Genomic DNA, 14107 nt, shown 5'->3' on the forward strand with positions numbered 1-14107 from the left:
TCCGTCAACCCGCTGACGAGTCACCCGGCGCGCGGCGTGCCAGGTTCGCCGAGCAGCAACTCGGGCAGCGTCGTCGGGGCGGGCGAGCCCTGCGGCGCGAGGTGCGCGTACTGGGTCGCGCAGGAGAAGCCGTCGATCACCAGTGTCCGGTCGTCGCCGTCCGACTGGAGCTTCGGCAACCACTGCCGCCGCCCGATCGCGCGCGACACCGGTTCGTGTTTCGCGCTGAATCCGAATGAGCCGGCCAGGCCGCAGCATCCCGCGTCGAGCATGATCGCGTCGTAGCCGAGCGCGTCCAACAGCCGCCGATCGGCCTCGGCGGCGTGGACCGCGCGCGCGTGGCAGTGCGGATGGACCGCGACGCGCCGCGCCCCGGCGGCGCGGGCTAGCCTCGTGTGCGCTCCCGTCGCGAGCAGGTGTTCGGCGGGGGAGCGGGCGAGCCGCGCCAACCGGTCGGCCCGCGGGTCGTCCCCGAGCAGCTTCGGCAGCTCGTCGCGGAACGTCGCCAGGCAGCTGGGTTCCGGGACCACGACCGGTGTGCCCCGGGCGATGTAGACCTCGAGCACGTCGAGCAGGCGGCGCAGGGCGCGCCGAGCCAGGTCGAGCATCCCGGTGTCGTAGAGCGGGCGCCCGCAGCACGCCCAGGAGGTCGGGACCGCGACCGTCTCTCCCGCCGCTTCGAGCACCGCCTTCCAGGCCAGGGCCAGCCCCGGACGGTAGGCGTCGGTGAACGTGTCCGGCCACAGCACGACGGTCGCGGCGTCGGGCGAAGGCCCGGCAGCACCGCGGATGCAGGAGTGCCGTCGCAGCGCGGTTTCGGCGAATCGCGGCGCTGGACGCCGCGTGGTCACACCGGCGGCACGCCGCAACAGTACACTGATACCCGGCGCCGACAGCGCGGCGTTGGCCAGACGCGGCATGCGCGTGGCGACGCGGGCCAGCCACGGGATGAGGCCGAGTGCGTACATCTCGCGGGGCCGCGCGTGTCCGCGGTAGTACTGCGCGAGGAACTCCGCCTTGTAAGTGGCCATGTCCACGTGTGTCGGACAGTCCACCGCGCAGCCCTTGCACGCCAGGCACAGGTCCAGTGCCTCGCGCACGTCCTCGTTGCGCCAGGACTGAGGGGTGACCTCGCCCTGGAAGAGCTCGACGAGCAGCTTCGCGCGCCCGCGGGTGGAGTGCCGCTCGTCGCGCGTCACCCGGTAGGAGGGGCACATGACCCCCGCGTCGTCGCGGCGGCAGCGGCCCACGCCGACGCAGCGCTCCGCCGCCTGCTGCAGAGAGCCCTCGTCGTCGGCGAACGGGAAGAAACCGGGAAGCAGGGCACTGCTGCGATAGTCCGGGCCGAAGCGCAGGTTCGCGTCCAGGGGATAGGGATCGACCACCTTGCCCGGGTTCATCCGGCCGCGCGGATCGAACACCGCCTTCACCTGCCGGAACGCATCGACCAGTTCGGGCCCGTACATCCGCTCCAGCAATTCGCCGCGCGACTGGCCGTCGCCGTGTTCCCCGGAGAGCGAACCGCCGAGGGAGACGACCAGGTCCGCCGCCCGTTCGACGTACCTGCGGTACGCGCTCAGTCCCGCCGGGGTGTGCAGGTCGAAGTTGTTGCGGGTGTGCACGCAGCCCTGGCCGAAATGCCCGTACCAGGCTCCTTCATAGCCGTACTCGCGCCAGAGCGTCGTGATCGCGCGCAGGTAGGTGCCCAGCTTGTCTGGAGGCACCGCGGCGTCCTCCCAGCCCTCCATGTTGTGTCCGCCGCTCTCGCGCAGCGCGGTGGCGCCGAGCCCTGACTCGCGGATCGCCCAAGCCTCGCGCTGCCGCGCCGGATCGTCGAGTCTCAGGACGCTGACACACGCCGGCAGGCCACTGACGAAGCGTGTGGTCCGCGCGTCGGCTTCGGCCGCGCTGTGCGCACCGAACTCGGCCAGCAGCCAGCCGCCGGAGCCCCGCTCCAGCGCCGCGTCGAGGTCGGGCAGAAGACGCAACTGCTCGGTGTTGAGCCGGTGCGCCCGCATCTGCCGGACCAGCGCCAGGTCGAAGCCCTCCAGGCCGATCAGCCTCTCGCCCGCCGTGCCCAGCACCGCGGGGACGGCGTCGGCGGCCTCGAAGACGCTCGGGTACCCGAGTACGACCAGGCGCCGGTGTGCCGGACTCGGGATCAGCCGCACGCTCGCCTCGGTGACCAGGACGCAGGTCGACTCGGTGCCCACCAGCAGCCGGGCCGCGTGCAGCGGCCGGCCGGGCAGGATCTGGTCGAGGTTGAACCCTGACACGCGGCGCGGCAGGTCGGGGAAGCGGTCGGCGACCAGGCCCGCATACCGCCTGCCGAGCTCGCGCAGCGACCCGAGCGGCCCGGCCTCCGGCGCCCCGGCCCGCACCAGGCTCGCGTACTGCTCCTCGTCGTACGACCCGAATTCGTATTGGGCGCCGCCGTACGCCACGACGCGCAGCCGCTCCACGTTGTCCACGGTCTTGCCCGCGAACAGCGCGTGCGTGCCGCAGGAGTTGTTGCCGATCATCCCGCCGAGCGTGCACCAGGCGTGTGTCGCCGGATCCGGGCCGAAGGTCAGACCGTGCTCCTCGGCGGCCCGGCGCAGATCGTCGAGCACGACTCCGGGTTGCACCCGGGCGGTGCGTGCCTGCGGATCCAGGTCCAGGATCGCCGTCATGTGGCGGCTGAAGTCGACGACGACCGCCTCGTTGCAGCCCTGCCCGGCCAGCGAGGTCCCGCCACCGCGGCCGATCACGGGCACGTCGTGCTCGGCGCACGTTCTCAGCGCGCTGACGACGTCGGCCTCGTCGCGCGGGAACACGACACCGATCGGCACCTGCCGGTAGTTCGAGGAATCCGTGGCGTAGACCGCGCGGGCACCGGAGCCGAAGTCGACCTCTCCGCGCACCGCGGCGCGCAGCGCGGCCTCGACGGACGCCGCCGTACCGCCGCGTTCAGCCGCGTTTCCGCGTTCAGCCATGCCGCACCGCCCACAGCGCCGCCTGTGTGCGGTCCGCCACGCCGAGCTTCATCAGCACGTTGGACACGTGCGTCTTGACCGTCTTCTCCGAGACGGTCAGAGCCCTGGCGATCTCCCGGTTCGAGCGTCCGCGCGCGATCAGGTCGAGCACCTCGCGTTCCCGTGTGGTCAGCTGTGGATCGCCGCCGTCGCCCTCGCCCCGCGGCGCGTCGGCGCCCAGCAGCGCCGCCGCCACCTCCGGGCCGAGCAACACGTGCCCCGCGGCCACCGCGCGGATCGCCGCCGCCAGCGCCGACGGCTCGACCTGCTTCGAGACGTATCCGCGGGCCCCGGCCCGGATCGCGGGCACCACCGTGCGGTACTCGCCGAAGCTGGTGACGATCAGCACTCTGCTTTCGACGGCGGCCTCGGCCATCAGCTCCATCGCGCTCACCCCGTCGACGCCGGGCATCACCAGGTCCAGCAACACCACGTCCGGGCGCAGCCGCTGCGCCAGCCGGACCGCCGCGGCGCCGTCCCCGGCCTCCGCGACCACCTCGATGTCCGGTTGCAGCTCCAGGAACACCCGAAGGCCCTGCCGCACCATCGGATGGTCGTCTGCGATCAGGACGCTGATCTTACCCGGGGCGCCCGCGCGCCGCCCGGCGTCCCGGTCCCGGATCTGGTCCTGTTCTTGGTACTGGTCCTGGACCTGGATCTGGTCCTCAGGCGGGCCGGCCACCGGGCACCTCCAACCGAACGGCGGTGCCCTCGCCCGGGGCGGAGGTCACCAGTACCCGCCCGCCGACGGAATCGGCACGCTCCCGCATCGAAGCCAGTCCGAGCCCCCGCTCGGCCGCGTTCGCGTTCGTGGCCGCGCCCGCACCCGCGCCGGCTTGCGTCTCGAACCCGACGCCGTCGTCGACCACGGACAGGCGCGCTCCGCCCCGCGGCAGCGGGCCGAGCGTGATCTCGATCCGCTTGGCCCGCGCGTGTCGCAGAGCATTGTGCAGCGCCTCCTGCGCCACCCGCAGCACCACCTGCTCGTGCGCGGGAGGCAGAGCACTGATCGGCTCGTCGCGGAAAGTCACCCGGGGCCCGCCGCGCGACTGCTGCGCCCGGTCGAGCACGTCGATCTGCTTGCGCATCGCCACCGCCAGCCCGTCCTCGTCCAGCTCGGCGGGGCGCAGCTCGCCGACCGCCGCGCGCAACTCCTCGGCCGCGTCCTTCGCCAGCGCCGAGATCTGCCCGAGGTGCAGGCGTGCGCGCCGCGGATCGCTGTCCACGAGCCCGCCCGCGGCCTCCGCGGTCAGCCGCAGCGCGAACAGCTTCTGCGCCACCGCGTCGTGCAGCTCCCGCGCCAGGCGGGTGCGTTCCTCGGCGATCGCCAGCTCCCGCTCCCGTTCGTAGAGCCGGGCGTGCGTCAGCGCGATGGCAGCGTGCGCCGCCAGCACGGTCAGCAACTCCTCGTCCTGCTCGGTGAAGCCGCGCCCGTTCCCTGGCGGGGCGGTGTTGCCGAGGAACAGCGCGCCGAGGATCTCGTCGCAGTCGCGGATCGGCACGCCCAGGAACGCGGTCAGTCTCGGATGCGCCGCCGGCCACCAGGCGAAGCGCGGGTCCGCGGTGATGTCGTCGAGCCGTTGCGGCCGCGGATCGTGCAGTATCACCGAGAGCATCCCGTGCTGGCGCGGCAGCGGACCCATCGCAGCCCACTGCTCGTCGGTCATCCCCTCCACGAGGAAGCGCGCGAACGATCCCGCGCCGTCCGGCACGCCCAAGGCCGCGTACTCGGCCCCGACCAGCTCCCGCGCGGCGCGCACGATGCGGCGCAGCGCCTCCCCGGTGTCCAGGTGCCTGCTGATGGTCAGCACCGCCTGGCTCAGCTCGTGCAGCGTGGCCAGAGCCTGCGACCGGTCTGCGGTGGTGGACACCCGTCCACCGTAGCGCGCCGCCCCGGATCCGCAGATCGGCCGCTGCTGCGTCCGAGGTCCTAGGACCCATGGACGAGCCGCGGTCCGGTCGGCCGACCGATCCGCGCGCCGGGCCGCCGGGGCGAGAGTCGAGCCATGACGGAAACACCGACACGCACACCGACACGCACAATGCCACTGACACGCACCACGCCACAGGCGGCAAAGACCATCGGCGCGGCCGGCCCGCGCAAGCCGGTCGCGCTGATCACGGGCGCCTCCCGCGGCCTGGGGCGCGCACTGGCCGGGGCGCTGGCCGAGGACGGCTGGAACCTGGTGCTCACCGCGCGCGGCGCGGCGCAGCTCGACGAGGCCGCCGCGCAGCTGTCCGCGCTCACGCGGATCGCCGCACTGGCCGGTTCCGTCGTGGACGACGACCACCGCGTCGCGCTGGCCGAGGCCGCCGCCGAGCTGGGCGGCGCCGACCTGCTGGTCAACAACGCCTCCACTCTCACCGGCTTCGATCTGGACGGCGCCGCACTGCCCACCCTCGGCGCGTTCCCGCTGACCGGTCTGCTGGAAACCTTCGAGGTCAACGTGCTCGGACCGATCGCGCTGACACAGCTGGTGCTGCCACAGTTGCGCCGCAGCGGCGGCGCGGTCATCAACCTCTCGTCGGACGCGGCCGCCGAGGCGTACGCGGGCTGGGGCGGCTACGGCGCGAGCAAAGCGGCACTGGACCACGCCTCCGCCGTGCTCGCCGTGGAAGAGCCGCGACTGCGCGTGTGGGCCGTGGATCCCGGCGATATGCGCACCCGGATGCACGAGGAGGCGTTCCCCGGCGAGGACATCTCCGACCGTCCGCTACCCGAAACAGTCATCCCGGCGTTTCGCCTGCTGCTGCGCGACTGGCCGCCGTCCGGTCGTTACCGCGCCGTCGACCTGCTGGCGACGATCAAGGAGTCCGTCTGATGATGCTGATTCGTGACGGCGCGTCTCCGTGGGAGTCCAGCACCGGAGCAGGCGCGACCATACGCACGGACTTCGATTTCTCCGTGCCCGACGAGCTTTCAGCCCATGCGCCCGCCGAGGCGCGCGGGCTGCGCAGGGACGAGGCACGCATGCTGGTCGGGGAACGCACCAGGCTGAACCTCTCGCACCACACGGTCGCTGACCTGCCACAGGTGCTACGGCCGGGAGACCTGCTGATAGTAAACAACTCCGCTACGCTCCCCGCGGCCCTCAAAGGCACGCTTCCGGACGGTACGCCGGTGGCGGTGCACGTGTCGGCGGCGCGACCAGGCGCTGGAGGGGAGCACCTGGTCGAACTGCGCCGGCCACGCGCGGGCAGCAGCGTTCCCTACGCATTCACCGGGACACCCGCGCAATCGAACACGCCGGCGGTGCCCTCTCCGGCCCGGCCCGGCCTGCGGATCGCGCTGCCCGGCGACGCCTCGCTCGAACTGGCGGCGGCCTTCACGCAGCGGCTCTGGTATGCACGCTTTCGGTTCCCGAGCAGGGGCGGCGAACCGGGAGCGCGGCGCTCGACGATTTCGGCGGATCCGGTGCAGCAATACCTCGGCCACCACGGCAAGCCGATCCGATATTCGTATGTCGACCGGGACTGGCCGTTGTCCGCTTATCAGAGCGTGTTCGCGGCGGAACCGGGCAGCAGCGAGATGCCCAGCGCCGCGCGCCCGTTCACGCCCGAGCTGGTCGCGGCGCTCGTCGCCCGCGGCATCCTCGTCGCGCCGATCACGCTGCACACCGGGCTGGCGTCACCCGAGGCGCACGAAGCGCCGTATGCCGAGCGCTACCGCGTGCCGGACAGCACCGCCCGCCTGGTCAACCACGTGCACGACTGGGGCGGTCGGGTCATCGCGGTCGGCACCACGGCCGTGCGGGCGCTGGAGAGCGCGGCGGATGCGCGCGGCCGAGTGCACGCCGCCGACGGCTGGACCGAGCTGATCATCACTGCGCACCGCGGCGTTCGCGCCGTGGACGGGTTGCTCACCGGCTGGCACGAGCCGCGTGCCTCGCACCTGCTGATGCTGGAGGCCGTGGCCGGCCGCCCGCTGCTGGACCTCTGCTACGCCGAGGCGATTCGGGAACGCTACCTATGGCACGAGTTCGGAGACGTGAACCTGTTGCTGGCCGGCCGCGCGCGCTGACGCGGCGGCCGCCGAACCGGCACAGACCCGTTCAGTTCGAGCCGGTGGAGGCCGCGGCGAGGCCCACGACGATGCCGACGAAAACGATCCCGTAGCCGACGGCCAACCAGGTGGAGCGGTGCCGGCGTACCGTCACCGCCCCGATCGCCGCGGCGGCCGCGGCCAGCGGCGAAACGAACAGCGGCAGGGCGAACTCGGCCCACGCGCCGTTGGCCGAACACAGTGCCGAGCCGTTGGGGGTGCAACCGGTGACGGTGGACAGTATCCCGGCGGCGAAACACAGCAGCGCCCCGGCCACCGCGACCAGCGGCAGCAGCAGCGCCGCGCAGCCGATGCCGCCGGTGACCGGTCGCGGGCCGCGCGGGGCCGCGGCCTCGTGCGGGCCCTGGTCGCCGCCCTGGTCGCCGCCCTGGTCGGCGGTCTCCGCGGCGGGCTGCCCGGCGGCTTCCCCGGCGGGTTGCGGGTCCGGTGGCGCAGCGGCCTCGTCCGCAGTGGACGCGTCATCTCGGCCGGGCGCCTGGTTCGAACCGTCGTCGCGCTCGGTTCCGGCTGCCGGGCCGTCCTGGGCTTCCACGCTGCCACCCCTCCCTTTGGATTGGGCATTGTATGCGCTCGCACACCAGTCCAGGGAGACCCCGCCTTCGCGGCGCGTCCTAGGCGGTGTTGGGGAATGCCTCAAGGGGCGAATCCGGCAAAGCGGCGGTCGAATCGTTGCCTTGATACATTCCCCAACACCGCCTAGGTGCGGCCGAGGCCGGCCGCGCTTTGAAGGAGTCTGAGTCAGGGGCGCTCGGGGCTTGCATACCCGTCCAGGTGCGGCAAGGATCACCCCATGGATGCGAGCCCTTCCCTGCCGCAACTGATCGATAGCTATCTGACCTGGTATTTCTCCGAAAATCCGGCGTTGGCCCAGATGCTCGGCGCCGCGGGGTACGACGGCAGGCTGGGCGATTTCGGCGCGCACGCCCAGATGCGGCGCGAGCGCGAAGCGGGCGTGTGGCTGGAGCGGTTCGAGGCGGTGCCCGCCGCGGACCGACTCGAGGACGAGATCGACCGGCAGCTCGCGGTGTCCCAGCTGCGCGGGCGGCGGCTGCTCGCCGAGTGGCCGAGCTGGCGGCGCGACCCCGCCGAGTATCTGTCCACAGCCCTGTTCAGCCTGCTGATGCCGTATGTGCACCGGTTGCACCCGGAACCCGACCTGGTCGAGGACACGCTCGGCAAGCTCGCCGAGATTCCCGAGGTGCTGGCCGCCTGCCGCGGCAATCTGGACCCTGAGCTGGCCGCGCCGCTCATCGTCGAACGCGGCGCCGGCCAGTCGCGCACCGCGCGCGCGTTCCTCACCTCCTCCCTGCCGGGTCTGGTCGGCGACGAGCGGCTTGCCGAGCGCGTCCGGCAGGCCGCCGAACCGGCGGCGGCCGCGTTCGACCAGACCACTGCTTTCCTGGAGGACCTGCGCGGCAGGGCGCACGGCGACTGGCGCATGGGCGAGCGGCTCTACTCCGCGCTGCTGACCGAACGGGAAATGCTCGGCTACGGCGCGGCCGAGTTGCACGAGCGCGGGCGGCGCGCCTACGACGCCCTCGACGTGGAGTTGCGCGGGCTCTCGCGTGCGATCACCGGCGACTGCGCGGACTGGCGCGCCCTGATCGCCACGCTCCAGGACGACCACCCGCCGACCCTCGAAGCGATGCGCGCCGAATACGAGGCCGAAACCGAGCGGGCCCGCGCCTTCGCCCGAGAGCGCGGCATCGTCACGTTCGCGGACGGCGAACAGTGCCGGGTCGTGCCCTCGCCCGAGTTCCAGCGTCCGATCCTGGCCGTGGCCTCGTACATGCCCCCGCCCGCGCTGACCACGTCGCGCACCGGACACTTCTTCGTGCCCTACGCGCCCGCGGACTTCAACGAGGATCAGGTGCGCCAGCGCCTGGCCACCAACAGCCGCGCCCAGATCCCGACGATCGCCGTGCACGAGGCGTACCCCGGCCATCACTGGCACCTTTCCTGGTCCGCCGGCTCGCCGCGCACCCTGCGCAAGGTGCATCGCACCCCTTACTTCTCCGAAGGCTGGGCGCTCTACGTCGAGACGGTGATGCGCGACGAGGGCTACTTCACCGACCCTCGCCACGAACTGGCGCACGTGGAGGCGCGCGCCTTCCGCGCCGCCCGGATCGTCGTGGACACCGCGTTGCACTGCGGCGACATGACGCAGCAGGAGGCCGAGGCGTTCATGGCCGAGAAGAGCGCGCTTTCGCCCGGGACCGCGAAGGGCGAGGTGTCACGGTACTGCGCGTGGCCGACCCAGGCCCCTTCCTACCTGACCGGCTGCCTGGAGATCGAGCGCATCCGGGACGAATACCTGTCCCGGGGCCTCGGTTCGCGTCGCGCGTTCCACGACACCATCGCCGGTTCGGGCAGCCTGCCGCTCGGCCTGGCGCGCGCCGCCGCGCTCGGCGGGTTCGCGCCCGGCGCGAGGCAGGGGCGCGAGAGCGCGGGATCGGCGCAAGGGTCGCAAACCGCCGGATGACGGAGAAATCCCGGGATAGCCGTACCGTCACGTGGGCATCACTGTCATGATGAATGATGTGCGGCCTCTGATTGGCCTGACGGCCTACCGGACTCACGCGGCCTGGGGAGTGTGGCATACCCCCGCCGCGCTGCTGCCGCATGCATACGTCGACCACGTGACAGCGGCCGGCGGTGTGCCCGTGCTGCTGCCGATCGCCGCGGACGACGCGGCCACGGCCGTGGTCAGCCGTCTCGACGGACTGATCCTCAGCGGCGGGCCGGACATCGAGCCGGTGCGTTATGGTGCCGCCGCGGATCCGTTCGCCGAGCGTTCTCAGGCGGACCGGGACACCTGGGAGACAGAGCTGCTGATGGCCGCGCTCCAGGTCGACCTGCCGGTACTGGGTATCTGCCGCGGCCTGCAACTGATCAACGTGTGTCTCGGCGGCACGCTGCACCAGCACCTGCCCGACCTGGCCGGCGGTGAGCGGCACCGCCCGGCGCCCGGGGTGTACGGCACGGTACGCGTGCGGCTGGACACGGACGCGCTGCCCGGTTCGCTGCTCGGCGAGGGCGTCGACGTGCCCTGTCATCACCACCAGGCGATCGACCGGCTCGGCAGCGGCATGGTCGCCAGCGCCTGGGCGCCGGACGGCACGATAGAGGCCGCGTGGGTGCCCCGGCGCAGGTTCCTGCTGGGCGTGCAGTGGCACCCCGAGGTGCGCGACGATCCGGCGCTGTTCACCGCGCTGGTCAAGGCGACGGGATGACGGCGGCCGCCGCCGGTCAGTGCACCCGGGTGAGCAGTATCCCGGCTTCCGCGGCGGTGTCGACCAGGTGGATCGTGGTCGCCATCGGACGGGAGTAGGCCAGCGCGCGCAGCAGCGGCCAGGCCGGCAGCGTGTTCGTCCAGTGGTTGATCCCGACGAGGATCAGCCGCCGCGGGGCCGAGCCCACCGGCGTGTAGTACGCGGGCGTGGCGGCCTGGAAGATCTCCTGCACCGTCCCGGCCGCCCCGGGCAGGAAGATCAGCCCCGCCGAGGCGCGCGCCAGCAGCCGGTCCTCGCGCGCGGCGTTGGAGAAGAACTTCGCTATCGCGGTGGCGAAGGCGTTGGGCGGTTCGTGCCCGTAGAACCAGGTCGGCACCGACAGCGATGCGCCCGCGCGCTGCGGCGGGAAAGCCGCGCGCACCTCGAACGCGGCCCGCGCCCACGCCGTGGCGTCCGGCGTGAAATCGCGCGCGGAGCCCAGCGCGGCGGCCGCCTCGTCCACGGCGCCGTCGTGGAACGGCGCCAGGTACGCGCCCAGGTTCGCCGCCTCCATCGCGCCGGGACCGCCGCCGGTCGCCACGGTGAACCCGGCGCGTGTCAGGGTCCTGCCGAGGTGGATCGCCGCCTCGTAGCCGGAGGAGTCGCGCGCCACGGCGTGGCCGCCGAGCACCGCCACGGTCCGGCGGCCCTCCAGGAACTCGCCGAGCGCGTCGGTGATGGAGTCGTCGTGCAGGCCGCGCAGGACGATGCCGAGCACGTCCTCGCGGTCGCGCGGCCCCGAGTCCCACGCGTAGGCGAGAGCGTCAGGGGTCTGCTCATATGGTTTCTGCGCTATCCCGTCGTAGAGCTCGTCGGCGGTGTACAGCGTCTTGCGATACGGGTCGAACGGCAGGTTCGGCGCGCAGGGGAACACCATGGCGCCGCGCTGGCGCAGGTCGGCGGCCACGGACTCGGTCAGCGCGCAGCCGAGGAACACCGAGTCCGTGACGTCCGCGGTGCGCAGTTCCCAGCCGCGTTCCATCAGGTCGACCGCCTGCAGACGGCAGCCGGCGAGGCTGCCCTGATGCGATCTCAGATGGTTGTCGAACGCGGCCAGGGACTCGATTTCCATGGTCGCAAAGCGTAGTCGCCGCCTGCCCGTCGCGGGTACCGGTCGGCACAATCCGGCCGGATGCCCGGGCGGCCCGGCCGTGGCGCTTTCACGGCGGCGGGCCGGTGGCGGGGGAGGGCCGGCCGGATGACGTGCCGCTGTCACCGCGGCGGTGTGCGGCCGTGCGCGCGGCGCTTCCCGGCCGCGCGGCGCGGGTGTATAAGACCACCGGAACACGCGAGATCGAACCTTGATAAAAGACGAACCGATCCGGCCCGCTGCGGCCGGGAAGGAGTAGAGCCGTGCGACGCATCATCCAGGTCGCGGCGCTGCCGCTGCTCGCCCTCGCCGCGCTGGCGGCCGGCGGCGCCGGGCCCGCGGCCGCGGCGGCCGCAGCCCACGCCTCGGCCGCGGCCTCCTGCGCCGGCACGATCCAGATCGACTCGTTCGCGTTCAGCCAGCCGGTCGTGACGGCAGGGCAGTTCGCTTCGGCGACGCTCACCGCCACCAACTGCACCGCTCAGCCGCTCAACGCGACAGTCACGGCCTACGGCCGTTTCTTCGGCCCGTCGGGCAACACGCTGCCGGCCGGCTGCCCGGTGGTCGACCCGATCGCGTTGCCGACGGACTTCGCCGCGGGCGGCCAGTACACCAACAACTTCGGCACCTCCACGTTCGCGTCGTGCACCGCGGCCTCCTACGAGGAGATCGTGAGCTTCTCGGTCGGCGGGACGACGGTGGCGACGGCGACCGCGACGGTCGCGATCCAGTCCGGCGCGGCGGCCTGCCACGTCGTCTACACCACGCAGAGCCAGTGGCAGGGCGGATTCGTCGCCGCGATCTCGATCACGAACACCACCACCGCGCCGGTTTCCGGCTGGACGCTGACCTTCACCTTCGGCGGCGACCAGCACATCGGCTACGTGTGGGGCGCGTCGGGTTCGCAGACCGGCGAGACGGTGACGCTCACCAGTACACCGTCGAACTCGTCGATCGCTGGCGGAGCGACGCTCAGCGGCATCGGCTTCACCGGCACCTGGCACGCCGGCGACGTGCCGCCGACCGCCTTCAGCCTCAATGGAGTCGCCTGCTCATAGCGCGGGGGGCCGCGCGGACGGCGGCGTCGTTCGGTCACTCGCCGAGGGCGCCGCCGTCGATGCGTTCGCGCAGCAGGTCGGCGTGGCCGTTGTGCCGGGCGTACTCCTCGATCATGTGCAGCAGGACCCAGCGCAGCGAGAAACTCCCGCCGCGCCGGTGCGTGCCCTCGAAGTCCAGTTCGCGTGCGGCGGCGATCTCGCGCGAGCGGGCGCACGCGGCCTGCCACGCCTCGAAGACCTCGGTGGCGCCGAGCGAGTCGAGGCGGTTCCAATCCCCGTCCTGGTCCGCGTCGTCGTAGTAAAGCGGCGGCATCTCCTCCCCGCCGATCACCCCGCCGAACCAGCCGCGCTCCACCTCGGTCAGGTGGCGCAGCATGCCCAGCAGCGACATGCCCGACGGCTCGACCGAGCGCAGCTTCAACTGCTCGTCGGACAGGCCCGAGCATTTCCAGGCGAGGGTGTCGCGGTGGTAGTCGAGGAAACCGTTCAGCAGGGTGCGCTCGTCGGCGACGGTCGGCGGCTCGACGCGGCTTTGCGCGTCCATGGTGATCGTCATGAGTTCATCCTGACAGAGCCCACCGACGATGCCGCGTAGATGCCGCGCCGGTGCGGGACCTGGGACGCGGGGCGGGCCGGTCCGCAGCGTGCGCGGCGACCGGACGGATGGTCACGATTCGGTAACCACGCGACTACCGATTCGGGTCTTGAATTCGGCCAGACGCAGGGCGAAGCTTGCTTGCCATGGCCCGTACGTACCTGTCGACCCTCTCGCCGCGCCGCCGCTGGGGGATCGCCGGCTGCGCCGCGGGAACCGTGCTGCTGCTGACCGCCGCCCTCGGCAATCCGTGGACGTGGTCGACGATGGCCGGGCTGGACGGGCGCCCGGTCGGCGACCGCGTGCCCGTATTGGCCAAGTCCCTGTCGGTGTTCCACTGGACGCTCGGCCCGCACGGCTCCAGCGCCCCGGCCGGGCAGACCACCGGGCACTGGATCGCCGGCCTCGTACTCGACCTGGCCTGGCCGCTGTTCGTGCTGCTGGGCGCGCGGCTGCTGGCGGGCGGGCTGGCGCTGCGCCGGGCCCGGCTCTCGCTGCTGCTGGGCGTGTGGAGCCTGACCACGCTCAGCGCCGCCGTCGCCGGGCTGGCCGCCGGCCTGGTGGACCACGCCGCCGCACCGGGCATGCGCGTGATCGCTCTGCCGCTGGCCGCCGGCGCGCCGACGGGTGACGTGCTCACGCTGCAGGCTGCCACGATGGCGCTGCTCGGCGCCGCCCTCGGCTGGCTGCCGGGCCTGACCGCGGCCGTCGGTTACTCGGTGCGCCGCGCCTCCGCGACCCAACCGGCGTCCTCCGCGTCGTCGTCCGCGCCGTCGCAGGCCGGCGTCCCGGTCGGCGCGTCGGCGGTGACCGAGACGCGCGCCGACACTCAAGCGCTCGACCTGGCGGGACTCGAGTCCCTGCGCCGGGCCCGGCGCCGCAGCCTCGACGGCACCCTCCCGGACGCCGCGACTTCCTCGTTCTTCTCCGCGGAGTAGACGCGCGGCGATCAGCCGGCGCGGTGTCAGATCAGATCGGCTTGCCTGGATTCAGGCTTCCAGCAGCGGGTCGAGCG

At 72.6% G+C, this 14107-nt stretch carries 12 protein-coding genes; 6 read left to right on the plus strand and 6 right to left on the minus strand.

Annotation, left to right across the window (positions count from 1 at the left end; translation table 11 throughout):
- Positions 1–20: 20 nt before the first annotated feature.
- Genes KGA66_RS14905 through KGA66_RS14915 form a run of 3 tightly spaced genes read right to left on the minus strand, consistent with a single transcriptional unit; the run spans position 21 to position 4885 of the window.
- Positions 21–2975 carry an FAD-binding and (Fe-S)-binding domain-containing protein gene (locus KGA66_RS14905; RefSeq protein ID WP_211468711.1) on the minus strand — a complete coding sequence of 985 codons (2955 nt, stop codon included), beginning with the start codon at positions 2973–2975 and terminating at the stop codon, positions 21–23.
- Positions 2968–3636, minus strand: a complete 669-nt coding sequence (locus KGA66_RS14910; protein ID WP_369015878.1) for a response regulator — start codon at positions 3634–3636, stop codon at positions 2968–2970. The genes KGA66_RS14905 and KGA66_RS14910 overlap by 8 nt, the downstream gene beginning before the upstream one ends.
- A gap of 43 nt (positions 3637–3679) precedes the next feature.
- On the minus strand, positions 3680–4885 hold the full coding sequence (locus KGA66_RS14915; protein WP_211468712.1) for a GAF domain-containing sensor histidine kinase: 1206 nt from the start codon (positions 4883–4885) through the stop codon (positions 3680–3682).
- A 171-nt stretch (positions 4886–5056) separates the two neighbouring features.
- Between KGA66_RS14915 and KGA66_RS14920 the strand changes: the two genes are divergently transcribed.
- Positions 5057–5836, plus strand: coding sequence for an SDR family NAD(P)-dependent oxidoreductase (locus KGA66_RS14920; RefSeq protein WP_211468713.1), 780 nt, complete (start codon positions 5057–5059; stop codon positions 5834–5836).
- Positions 5836–7035: an S-adenosylmethionine:tRNA ribosyltransferase-isomerase gene (locus KGA66_RS14925; RefSeq protein WP_211468714.1), complete on the plus strand. Its 1200-nt coding sequence runs from the start codon at positions 5836–5838 to the stop codon at positions 7033–7035. Before KGA66_RS14920 ends, KGA66_RS14925 begins: the two co-directional genes overlap by 1 nt.
- A gap of 31 nt (positions 7036–7066) precedes the next feature.
- Here KGA66_RS14925 and KGA66_RS14930 read toward each other — a convergent pair whose 3' ends face one another.
- Positions 7067–7609, minus strand: coding sequence for a hypothetical protein (locus KGA66_RS14930; RefSeq protein ID WP_211468715.1), 543 nt, complete (start codon positions 7607–7609; stop codon positions 7067–7069).
- A gap of 258 nt (positions 7610–7867) precedes the next feature.
- Here KGA66_RS14930 and KGA66_RS14935 point away from each other — a divergent pair, with 258 nt between their 5' ends.
- A complete protein-coding gene (locus KGA66_RS14935; RefSeq protein WP_211468716.1) occupies positions 7868–9559 on the plus strand; it encodes a DUF885 domain-containing protein in 1692 nt (563 codons plus the stop codon).
- A gap of 49 nt (positions 9560–9608) precedes the next feature.
- Positions 9609–10310 (plus strand): gamma-glutamyl-gamma-aminobutyrate hydrolase family protein, encoded by a 702-nt coding sequence (locus KGA66_RS14940; RefSeq protein ID WP_369015880.1) that lies wholly within the window; start codon positions 9609–9611, stop codon positions 10308–10310.
- A 16-nt stretch (positions 10311–10326) separates the two neighbouring features.
- Here KGA66_RS14940 and KGA66_RS14945 read toward each other — a convergent pair whose 3' ends face one another.
- Positions 10327–11421 carry an LOG family protein gene (locus KGA66_RS14945; protein WP_211468718.1) on the minus strand — a complete coding sequence of 365 codons (1095 nt, stop codon included), beginning with the start codon at positions 11419–11421 and terminating at the stop codon, positions 10327–10329.
- A gap of 281 nt (positions 11422–11702) precedes the next feature.
- On the opposite strand from KGA66_RS14945, the gene KGA66_RS31620 reads away from it, so the two are divergent.
- Complete coding sequence (locus KGA66_RS31620) at positions 11703–12497, plus strand: cellulose binding domain-containing protein (RefSeq protein ID WP_211468719.1); 795 nt, start codon at positions 11703–11705, stop codon at positions 12495–12497.
- 34 nt (positions 12498–12531) lie between these two features.
- Here the strand turns inward: KGA66_RS31620 and KGA66_RS14955 are convergent, their stop codons facing one another.
- Entirely contained in the window at positions 12532–13053 is a 522-nt protein-coding gene (locus tag KGA66_RS14955) for a DinB family protein (protein ID WP_211468720.1), read from the minus strand.
- A gap of 185 nt (positions 13054–13238) precedes the next feature.
- On the opposite strand from KGA66_RS14955, the gene KGA66_RS14960 reads away from it, so the two are divergent.
- Positions 13239–14030: a hypothetical protein gene (locus KGA66_RS14960; protein WP_211468721.1), complete on the plus strand. Its 792-nt coding sequence runs from the start codon at positions 13239–13241 to the stop codon at positions 14028–14030.
- Positions 14031–14107 lie beyond the last annotated feature (77 nt).

Origin of the sequence: Actinocrinis puniceicyclus, from assembly GCF_018283645.1 — a bacterium.
Taxonomy (GTDB): domain Bacteria; phylum Actinomycetota; class Actinomycetes; order Streptomycetales; family Catenulisporaceae; genus Actinocrinis; species Actinocrinis puniceicyclus.

Excerpts from the sequence above, each read along its gene's own strand:
- KGA66_RS14905 (WP_211468711.1), bottom strand. The coding sequence starts at position 2,975 with ATGGCTGAACGCGGAAACGCGGCTGAACGCGGCGGTACGGCGGCGTCC.
- KGA66_RS14920 (WP_211468713.1), top strand. The coding sequence starts at position 5,057 with ATGCCACTGACACGCACCACGCCACAGGCGGCAAAGACCATCGGCGCG.
- KGA66_RS14925 (WP_211468714.1), top strand. The coding sequence starts at position 5,836 with ATGATGCTGATTCGTGACGGCGCGTCTCCGTGGGAGTCCAGCACCGGA.
- KGA66_RS14935 (WP_211468716.1), top strand. The coding sequence starts at position 7,868 with ATGGATGCGAGCCCTTCCCTGCCGCAACTGATCGATAGCTATCTGACC.
- KGA66_RS14940 (WP_369015880.1), top strand. The coding sequence starts at position 9,609 with ATGAATGATGTGCGGCCTCTGATTGGCCTGACGGCCTACCGGACTCAC.
- KGA66_RS14945 (WP_211468718.1), bottom strand. The coding sequence starts at position 11,421 with ATGGAAATCGAGTCCCTGGCCGCGTTCGACAACCATCTGAGATCGCAT.
- KGA66_RS14955 (WP_211468720.1), bottom strand. The coding sequence starts at position 13,053 with ATGACGATCACCATGGACGCGCAAAGCCGCGTCGAGCCGCCGACCGTC.
- KGA66_RS14960 (WP_211468721.1), top strand. The coding sequence starts at position 13,239 with ATGGCCCGTACGTACCTGTCGACCCTCTCGCCGCGCCGCCGCTGGGGG.